Annotated in this window: 6 protein-coding genes; 4 read left to right on the top strand and 2 right to left on the bottom strand. The window is 73.3% G+C overall.

Annotation, left to right across the window (positions count from 1 at the left end; genetic code table 11):
• The first annotated feature begins 297 nt into the window (after positions 1–297).
• The 3 genes from E1298_RS39255 to E1298_RS50820 all read left to right on the top strand — a co-directional run bounded on the left by E1298_RS39255 (position 298) and on the right by E1298_RS50820 (position 6,079).
• Positions 298–2,643, top strand: a complete 2,346-nt coding sequence (locus tag E1298_RS39255) for a substrate-binding and VWA domain-containing protein (protein ID WP_131902460.1) — start codon at positions 298–300, stop codon at positions 2,641–2,643.
• Positions 2,644–2,940: 297 nt separating this feature from the next.
• Positions 2,941–4,380: an RNA polymerase sigma factor gene (locus E1298_RS39250; protein WP_165975883.1), complete on the top strand. Its 1,440-nt coding sequence runs from the start codon at positions 2,941–2,943 to the stop codon at positions 4,378–4,380.
• A 223-nt stretch (positions 4,381–4,603) separates the two neighbouring features.
• Positions 4,604–6,079 carry an RNA polymerase sigma factor gene (locus tag E1298_RS50820; protein ID WP_131902458.1) on the top strand — a complete coding sequence of 492 codons (1,476 nt, stop codon included), beginning with the start codon at positions 4,604–4,606 and terminating at the stop codon, positions 6,077–6,079.
• A 129-nt stretch (positions 6,080–6,208) separates the two neighbouring features.
• Here the strand turns inward: E1298_RS50820 and E1298_RS39240 are convergent, their stop codons facing one another.
• Entirely contained in the window at positions 6,209–7,300 is a 1,092-nt protein-coding gene (locus E1298_RS39240; protein ID WP_131902457.1) for a phosphotransferase family protein, read from the bottom strand.
• A 423-nt stretch (positions 7,301–7,723) separates the two neighbouring features.
• Between E1298_RS39240 and E1298_RS39235 the strand changes: the two genes are divergently transcribed.
• Entirely contained in the window at positions 7,724–8,434 is a 711-nt protein-coding gene (locus E1298_RS39235; protein WP_243726090.1) for a hypothetical protein, read from the top strand.
• Here E1298_RS39235 and pdxR read toward each other — a convergent pair.
• Positions 8,409–9,633, bottom strand: a 1,225-nt coding sequence (gene pdxR, locus E1298_RS39230) for a MocR-like pyridoxine biosynthesis transcription factor PdxR (RefSeq protein ID WP_131902456.1), incomplete at its 5' end; no start/stop codon positions are given. The two genes, E1298_RS39235 and pdxR, sit on opposite strands and share 26 nt — an antisense overlap.

Genomic DNA, 9,633 nt, shown 5'->3' with positions numbered 1-9,633 from the left:
GCCCGGGAGGGGGTGCGCGAGGGGACGATTCCCCGGGGTTGTCGGAAACTTAGTACCTTTAACCCGCGTCGGGTCGAAAGCTTGTGCAATCGATCTTGATTTGCCGGTGCGGCGCTTTGTCTCCCCATCCCGTACCGCTCCGATTGCGGACGGTAACGGCCCCGACGGATCCGGAGGTTCTCGGGGCTTACGCTCATGACCTGCGTCATCATCGGTTTTGAGTTCTTTGTAACCTCTGGTTCGTACTACTACAGTGCCGTGGAAGATCGGCGGGTTTCTGGTGAATCGAGGGCAGGCATGAGCGGACGTCATCGCAATGACTTCCCTGACGGGATGGGCGAGGACGGTTACGACCCCTCCACGCCCGTTTTCGGTCCGGCGAACGACGGGTCGTCCGACTGGTTCGGTGCGCCCGACGGCCAGAACCAGCCACCCGGGCAGGCGCCCCAGAGCTCCGGCATGCCCGGACCCGGTGCGCCGGGGGCCTCGGGCGAGACGCCGGAGTGGTTCACCCCGCGCGGGTCGTCCGAGGAGATGATCTACGGCCAGGGCGGCTTCACCGGCGCGTCCGATACCGGGGGTTACGGGCTCGGACGCCAGGCGGGCCCGGAAGGCGCGCCCGGCGGGACGGGCATGGCCGGATCCGGCAACTACCCGGGCGAGCCCGCCGCGTCCCAGCAGGAGCCGATCGAGAGATCCGGGTCGCCGCTGGCCGGGACGGGCTACAGCGAGTACGACTCCATCCGCAGTTCCGACGGCGGCCAGACGGGCTTCTTCGGCGGACGCGCGGGCGGCTCCGGCGACTCCGGCGACTCCGGCGGCTACGGCGGAGCAGGCGGCTCCGGCGGGTCCGGCGGCCATGGCGGTGGGTCCGGCGGGTCCGGCGGCTACGGCAGCGGGGAGTACGGGCGCCGCAAGCGCAAGCGCAGCGCGGCCGCGCTGATCGGCCCGATGGCCGGCGCGCTCGGCCTGGCGCTGCTGCTCGGCGTCGGCGTGTACGCGTTCGCCGAGAGCGGCGGCGGCTGCTCGGGCGGCGACGCGCTGAGCCTGTCGGTGGCGGCCGCGCCCGACATCGAGCCGGTCGTCGTCAAGGCCGCCGGGCGCTTCAACGACGCCAAGCACAAGGTCGGCGGCAAGTGCGTCAAGGCCCAGGTGAAGAAGGCCGAGCCGTCGGCGGTGGCGACGCTGCTGTCCGGGCAGGGCGTGGCGAACGCCGCCAACCAGCGTCCCGACGTGTGGATCCCCGACTCCTCCCTGTGGACGGCCTTGGCGCAGGGCTCGGAGGGCGGCAAGAGCGTCGTGTCCACCAAGACCTCGCTGGCGACGAGCCCGATCGTCGTGGGCCTGCCCCAGTCGCTCGCCCTCCAGCTGAAGAAGCAGGGCATCACCGCCACCCCGTCCTGGGACAACCTGCTGAAGGCGGCGGGCGGCGTCGCGGGCGGCGCCGTGACCAAGAACGAGATGATCCCGGCCGGGACGGTGCGGCTGCTCGTCCCCGACCCGGCCCGGAACGCGGCGGGCATGGGCTCCCTCATGATCACCAACGCCCTGCTGGCGAACGACCCCAACCGGGAGTCGATCTTCACGGGGATCGTCCGGACGGTCCGGGAGAGCATCGTCCCGAACGCGCAGGCGCAGTTCACGCACTTCCGCAAGGACCGGACGGGCAAGAAGCCGATCTCGCTGTCGTCCGAGCAGGCGGTGTGGGCCTACAACCGGACCGAGCCGGGCGAGCCCGCCGTGGCGCTGTACCCGCTCGAAGGCACGCTGTCGATGGACTACCCGTTCACCGTCACCGGCGACGGCGCCGACAAGCAGAAGGCCGCGCGCCTGCTGGAGCAGGCGATGAGCACCGAGAGCACGCGGAGCGACGTCCGCGACCAGGGCTTCCGCACGCCGGACGGCAAGGCGCCGTCCGGGTTCGGGCCGAAGCTCGGCGTCAGCCCGGCGCGTCCGCGCCAGTTGCCGGGCCCGAAGGCCGCCGAGGTCGCGCAGGTGATGCAGGCGTGGTCGAAGCTGTCGCTCGGGCTGCGCATCCTCACGCTGATCGACGTGTCGGGCTCGATGGCCGAGGAGGTCGCCCCGCGCACCAACCGGCTGCAGGCCATCGCGCAGGTGTCGCAGGGCGGGCTCAGCATGATGTCGAACGACACCGAGCTCGGCCAGTGGCTGTTCTCGACGAATATGCAGGGCAAGCTGCCCTACCGCGAGTCGGTGTCGATCGGCCCGCTCGGCGAGCGGATCGGGTCCAACACGCGGCGCGGCCTCGTCCTGTCCGGGCTCAACCAGATGAAGCCGAAGCCGAACGGCGACACCGGCCTCTACCGGACGATGCTGGCCGCCTACAAGCAGATGAACAGGAGCTTCAAGCCGGAGTTCGGCAACTCGATCCTGCTGATGACCGACGGCAAGAACGACGACCCGGACGGCCCGTCGCTCGGGGAGACGCTGGCGCAGCTGAAGAGCATGCAGGACCCGAACAAGCCGATCCAGGTCAACATGATCGGGTTCGGCAAGGGCGTGGACCGCAACGAGCTGGAGAGGATCGCCGAGGCGACCAACGGCAACGTGCAGGTCGCCATGACCCCGCAGGAGATCTCCAAGATCTTCCTGAAAATGCTGTCGCGTCGCATCACGTCGTGATCTTACGGACACGGATCGAAGTTCCTGATTTTTCGCCTCGATCCTGTCAACCGGGTGCGCGGGTCGCTCGTCAAACCAGGTGGAGGCCCGACGGGGAGCGGGGCCGTCGGGCCTCCGACTTCATCCCCCTCCCTGGCCCGCGACGAGGACCGGCAGCGGCCGGACCGTCGCCCCCGATGGCCGGGAGAGTGTGCTTTTTCTGAACGCCCCGCCCGACCCGGGTGTGTACGCCGGATGGCCGGCGCCGGGCGAGAACCTCATCGAACAGCTGGAATTCTCAGCTCGCGGGAGGACCTTGTGTCCGGATGGCCCAGCCTTGACCGCGCCGACGACGAACGCCTGGCGCGATCGCTCGCCGCAGGCGACCCCGGTGCCCTCATCCAGGTCATGGACCGCTACGCGGCCCGCCTGTACGACTACTGCCACGCGCTGCTGCGCGACCAGGAGACGGCGGCCGGCGCCCTGCACGACGCGCTCATCGCCGCCTACGCGCACGTGTCGGCCCTGCGGGAACCCGAGCGGTTCCGCGGCTGGCTGTACGCGCTGGCCCGCAATGAGTGCCTGCGCCGCCTGCGCGCCCCGGACCGTCCCGCCGAGCGCCACGAGGCGCCCGAGGTCGAGGACGGCTTCCTGGACGAGGAGGAGCGCGACCGGCGGCTGGAGGCGCGCCACCTCGTCCACGGCGCCCTGTCGGGCCTGCGCGGCCGCGAGCGCGAGGCGCTGGACCTGCTGCTGCGGCACGGCCTGGAGCCGCTGGAGATCGCCGGCGTGCTCGGCATGGACGCCCCGGAGGCCGCCCACCTGACGGCCGAGGCCAACGCGCGCCTCGACGACGCCCTCGCCGCCGCGTTCGTCGCCCGCACCGGGCGCAACGACTGCCCCGAGCTGGACGAGGTGGTCGAGGAGGACGGCGCGTGGCCGCTCACACCGCAGGCCACCCGCAGGATCCTCCAGCACATCGGCGCGTGCCCGGTCTGCCACGCCCGGCGCGAGCGCATCTCGTCGGCGCGGCTCCTGCAAGTGCTTCCGGTGGCGATGATCCCCACCGACCTGCGCGGCCTCGTCCTGGCCACCGCCACCGACCCCGCGCTGTCGGCCGACCGCGCCGGCATCGCGTACCGCGCCGAGCCGTTCGACACCTGGGGCTGGCCCGTGCCCTTCGAGAGCGCGGCGGCGCAGGGCGGCGGCCGCCGTCAGCCCGCCCCGCGCGGCCTGTGGGCGGCCCTCGCCGCTGCGGCCGCCGTGGTGCTCATCGTGACGGGCGCGTTCTTCCTGATGCCCGACTCGTCCAAGAGCCGCACGGGCGCGCAGAGCGACCCGAGCGGTACGTCCTCGTCCGCCCCGGACCCCTCGGAGTCCAGCGAGTCGGAATCGCCGTCGGAGTCGCCGACCCCGTCCGAGAGCGCCACGCCGACGCCCACGCGCCACACGCCGTCCCGCTCGCCCAAGCCGAGCCCGACCCGCACCAGGGCCGGACGAATCTCGGTGACCTCCTGCACGATCACGGGGTCCGGGCCAGGAGGGTGCGACATCCAGGTCACGGCCGTGGGCGGGCCCGTGACCTGGCAGGTGACGGGCTTCTCGGGCGGCATCACCGCCACCGGCGGCGGATCGCTCGCCAGCGGCCGGACGGGCATCGCCCACGTCACGGGCGAGTGCACTCCGCCGGGCGGATCGGGGACGGTCACCTTCTCCCCGAGGGCCGTCGCGACCGTCACTTTGGACTGCAAGGCGTGACGAGGGCACACGCGACTGTGACCTAGATCACCTTGGTCGGCGAAACTGTGGATCTACTAGGCGAGACGGCCACGCGGCGTACGCCTGCGGTCACTTAAATCCGCTCATAAGGGAGAAATTCCAGGAACTTGGTGGCAAGATCGGGCAACCAGAGCGGGCCGATAGGCGTCGGCGGCTCACCGGGGGCACGTTCACACACACCGATTTCACCTGGAGGATTCCCGTGGCCGGTGAGCCAGGGAACGGGCAGTTCGACGATCTCAGGTTGGCGGAGGCCCTGCGGGCCGGAGACGTCATCGCCCTGACAGAGGTCTACGACACCTACGCGCCGTTCCTCTACGACTACTGCCACGGCCTGCTGCGCGACCGCGTCGAAGCGGCCGGGGCTCTGCGCAACACCCTCATCTCGGCGCGCGCGCACGTCGCCCGGCTCGGGGAGCCGGACCGGCTGCGCGGCTGGCTGTACGCCATCGCCCGCAAGGAGTGCATGCGGCGCCGCGACAGCCCCAACCGGCACACCGGCCAGGAGGCGCCGGAGGCCGACGACGACCTGACCGCCGAGCAGCTCGCCCGCCGCGAGGAGCGCCGCCTGCTCGCCCACAGCGCGCTCGCCGCGCTGAACGGGCGCCAGCGCGAGGCGATCGACCTGTCGGTGCGGCACGAGCTCGACGAGGTCGACCTGTCCGGCATCTTCGGGATGCCCCTTGAGGAGACCCTGCACCTAGTCGAGCGGGCCCGCGAGGACCTCGCCGCCGCGCTGCACGCCTCTCTCATCGCGCAGAACCACTGGAAGGACTGCCCCAGCGTCTCCGCGCTGACCGAATCGTGGCCGCTGTCGCCGCAGACGTCGGCGTCGCTCGTCCGGCACGTCGCGAGCTGCCCGGCGTGCGGCTCGCGCGACACCCCGGCGCTGCCCCCCGACCGGCTGCTGTCCGTCCTGCCGATCGCGGCGATCCCCGCCGATCTGCGCCTGGACGTGCTGACCGCCGCCACCGCCGCGGACCGCGCCGACAACCGCCGCGCCATCGCCGCGTGGACGGAGCCGTTCGACGAGTACGGCTGGCCGCTGCCCTACGAGCCGGCCTCCGCGCGCACCCGCGACCGCTCCCCGCGGCGCCGCGGCCCCGTCCTCGCGGTCGCCGCCGCCGGGATCGCGGCCGTCGTGCTGCTGGTCGGCGCGATGTCGGCGTTCGGCGGCGACTCCGGGTCGAACGCGAGTTCCGGCCGTCCGGCGCCGGGCGGCAGCGGCGAGGGAGAGCCGACCGGGACGGACCCGGACCCGTCCCCCGGCGACGGCGAGCCGTCCCCGAGCACCTCCTCGACGTCCAAGTCGCCGTCGCCCTCCAAGTCCCCGTCGCCGTCCAAGACGCCGTCGAAGACGCCGTCCGGCAAGCCCTCGTCCACGCCGACCACACAGGCGCCCCAGCCGCCCCAACAGCCGGGCCAGCTGTCAGTGCGGGGATGCGAGATGGACGAGGACGACACGTGCACCGTCGTGGTCAGGGCGATCGGCGGGCCGGTGAGCTGGCGCGTCACCGGGACGTCCGGCGCGCTGGAGGCCGGCGGATCCGGTCACCTCTCGGCGGGCGAGTCGGCGGGCGTGCGCGTGACACACACCGCCGAGCTGTGCATCGGGCACAAGACCGGATCCGTCTCGTTCTCGTCCGGAGGCTCCGCCTCCGTCTCCTATTACTGCTGAGCCTCTTACTACTGCTAATCCCCTACTACCGCTGAGCGCCTCGGCAGCTGCCGCTGAGGACCTCGGCGCCTGGACCGGAGCAGCGGATCCGGTCCAGGCGCCGGGGGTACGGCGCGGACCCGGCGTCCTTTACCAGGGGGAACCGGCGTCCAGGACGCGGTGGGCGCGGCCGAGCAGCAGCGGCACCGCGTCGCCGATCTGGTCGAAGCCCTCCCCCACGGTCGCGTTCTGCAGGAAGCGGGCGTGGATGCCCTCCAGGATCACCGCGAGCTTGAAGCACGCGAACGCCACGTAGAAGTCGAGGTCGCCGAGGTCGAACCCGGTCAGCTCCGCGTACCGCCCGGCGAACTCGCGCCGGGTGAGGAAGCCGGGTGCCGCGGTGATCGTCGCGCCGACCGGCAGGACCTCGTCCGCGCCGTCGCCCGCCTCGGCCCAGTACACCAGCGTCAGCCCGAGGTCCGACAGCGGGTCGCCCAGCGTCGACATCTCCCAGTCCACCACGGCCGCGATCTCGGGCCGCGGCTCCAGGCCGACCAGCGCGTTGTCCAGCCGGAAGTCGCCGTGGACGAGCCGCGCCGGGGCGTCGGCGGGCAGCCGCTCGCCGAGCCGCGCGACCAGCCGTCCGTACTCGGGCAGGTCGCGGTCGGCGCCGGTGGCCAGGACGGCCTCCCGCGAGCCGTCCCACTGCCTGCTCCAGCGCCTGAGCTGCCGCTCCATGTATCCGCTCGGCCGGCCGAAGTCCGCCAGCCCGGCGGCGTCCACGTCCACGGTGTGGATGGCGGCGAGGGCCGCGGCCAGCGCCTCGCTGAGGCCGCGCGCCTGCCCCGGCGTGAGGTCCCGCGCGTCCTCGCGGTCGCGCAGGACGCGTCCCTCGACGAAGTCCATGAGGTAGAACCGCGCGCCGATGACCTCCTCGTCGTCGCAGAACGCCAGTGTCGCCGGGACCGGCACGGCCGTCCGGACGCCGAGCGCGGACAGCACCCGGTACTCGCGTCCCATGTCGTGGGCGGTCGGCAGGACGTGCCCGAGCGGCGGACGGCGCAGCACGACGCGGCGCCCCCCGTCCAGCGTGATGCGGTAGGTGAGGTTCGACCGCCCGCCCGCGATCAGGTCGACCGCCGTGATCCGCCCCGACCCGGGCAGCTCGCGCGCCAGCCAGCCCGCCAGGCGGGGGACGTCGATGCCGGGGACCCCGGCCGGAAGTTCAGCGTCAACGGTCATGACGCCCTATTAGAACGCTGCTCGGTCGGTGCTGTGAACCCCGCCCCCCGTGCGGCGGCGGTCCCGTGCGGACGGTGATCCCCCGGCCACATCCGGCCGACGCGGAGAGAACGTCCAGCCGGCTTTCAGGCCCCGCGCTGACCTGGGCGGACGCGTCCACTCCCAGCGCCTGAGAAGGTGAAACTCTCACAGGAAAACAGGTGCAAGCCGATGAGCACCGGGGTACGCATCTGCGACGACACCCGAGCACAGTGGTCTTCAAGCGGCACGGTGGTCAATAGCCGTCATATCCGGCCCATGGCGGCGGGCTGGACTTATTGGGTCTTGCTGGGCTACGACAGAGGGACTAGACCATTCGGGACTAGACCGCCCGATTGGGGGGAAAGCACCGTGGCAGACGCATGGCTGCCGGGAGCCGGCCGCATGCCGGCACGACAGGACGGTGGAGCACTGCACGGGGGTGCTCCCCGGGTCGTCTGGTTCGCCAGCGAGTCCGATCCGCGCACCGTCTCGGCGCGCTCGGTCGCCGCCGACCTGATCAAGGAGGACCGGCCCGCGCACCTGGTGTGGCACCCCGGCACCGGGGAGATCGTCCAGCTCCTCCCCGCGACCCGCGCCGCGCGCCTGCTCGGCGACCACGTCGGCCGCGAGGGACGCGCCTGCCTGCAGATCGTCGTCGTCGGCCAGGCCCGCGCCCCGTTCACCGGGACGCTCCTCGCCGGCCTGGACACGATCGTCCGCTGGCTCGACGCGTGGGGCATCGCCCGCCGCTGGCCCGCCGGGCCGCCGCTGCCGTCGCCGCAGTCCTACCACGCGCGCCGCACCCGCCGGGACTGGGCCCGCGGCGGCCACTTCGGCGCCTCGCAGGTGCCCGTCGTCGACCGTCCCGACCCGGGCGCCATCGACATCCGGCGCATCACCGGCCCGGACACGCCGGTGGCGCCCGTCCCCAGGCCGCGCGCGCCGATCCCGGAACCCGCCACCGGCTCCCGCCTCGTCCCGCGCGCCCAGCGGAACGGCGACCCGGTGCGCCAGCCGGACCGCCCGTCCCCCCTGCCGATCTCCAAGACGACCGCCGACCATCCGCCGCCGAGCGCGTCCGAACCGGTCACGGTCGGCCCGCGGGCCAGGTGACGGCGAGCTCGCGGACGACCGCGCACCCGTCCCGCAGCTCCGCGAGCCCCCGCGCCGACCCGTAGCCGATCACGAGCCCGGTGACCGGCGGGACCCCGCTGTGATGCCGCTCCAGCGTCTCCACCAGGACGCCGCGTCCGGCCGCCTCCCGCACGACGCGCTCGGCCACCGGCCCCGGCACGTCCACCACCACGTGCAGGCCCGCCGTGTCGCCGCGCAGCCGCAGCCCGTCCAGCGCGCCCACGACCACCTGCCGCCGCCGCGCGTACTCCGCCCGCATCCGCCGGACGTGCCGGTCGACGTCGCCGCGTTCGAGCAGCAGCATGAGCGCGTGCTGCGGCACCACGCTCGTCCGGTCGGCCAGCTCCTCGCGGCGGGCCGCGACCGCCGCCACGAGCCCCGGGCGCGCCACCAGCCACCCGACCCCCATGTCCGCGGTGAGGATCTTGGACGTGGTGCCCAGGTAGACCACGGTGTCCGGGTCCAGCCCGTACAGCGCGGGCAGCGGCGCCACGTCGTAGCGGAACTCGCCGTCGTAGTCGTCCTCCGCCACGAGCGCGCCCGTCCGCCGCGCCCACGCCAGCAGGGCCTGGCGGCGCGCGACGGGCAGGACGCCGCCCAGCGGGAACTGGTGCGACGGCGTCGTGTAGACCAGCCGCAGCCCGTCCGGCAGCCCGTCGACGACCAGGCCGTGCTCGTCCACCGGGCAGGGCACCACCTCCGCGCCCCGCGCCGCCAGCACCGCCCGCGCCCGCGGATACCCCGGCTCCTCCACCCCGACCCGGTCGCCCGGCCGCACCACCGTCGCCGCGAGCAGGTCCAGCCCGCTCGTCGCCCCCCGCGTCACCATCAGCCCGTCCACCGGGCACGCCACGCCCCGGCTGCGCCGGATGTAGTCCGCCAGCGCCACCCGCAGCCCCGGCAGGCCGAGCAGGTCCGGACGCTGCGGCGGCGGCATCCCCGCCGCCAGCCGCCACGCCCGCCGCCACGCCGGCGTGTCCAGCGCCCCGATCCACGCCATGCCGGGCCGCAAGTCGATCACCCCCGGACCGTCCGGCCGCCCCGGCACCGCCCGCTCCACCGGCCACGTCCGCGGCTCCGGATCAGCCGCCACGCCGTCGGTCACATACGTCCCCGACCCGTGCCTGCCCTCCAGCCACCCCTCCGCGTACAGCTGCTCGTACGCCTCCGTCACCACC

Source organism: Actinomadura rubrisoli, assembly GCF_004349215.1.
Lineage (GTDB): Bacteria > Actinomycetota > Actinomycetes > Streptosporangiales > Streptosporangiaceae > Spirillospora > Spirillospora rubrisoli.
Note: the sequence above shows the minus strand (reverse complement) of the source record. Positions and strands in the feature narration are given on the sequence as shown.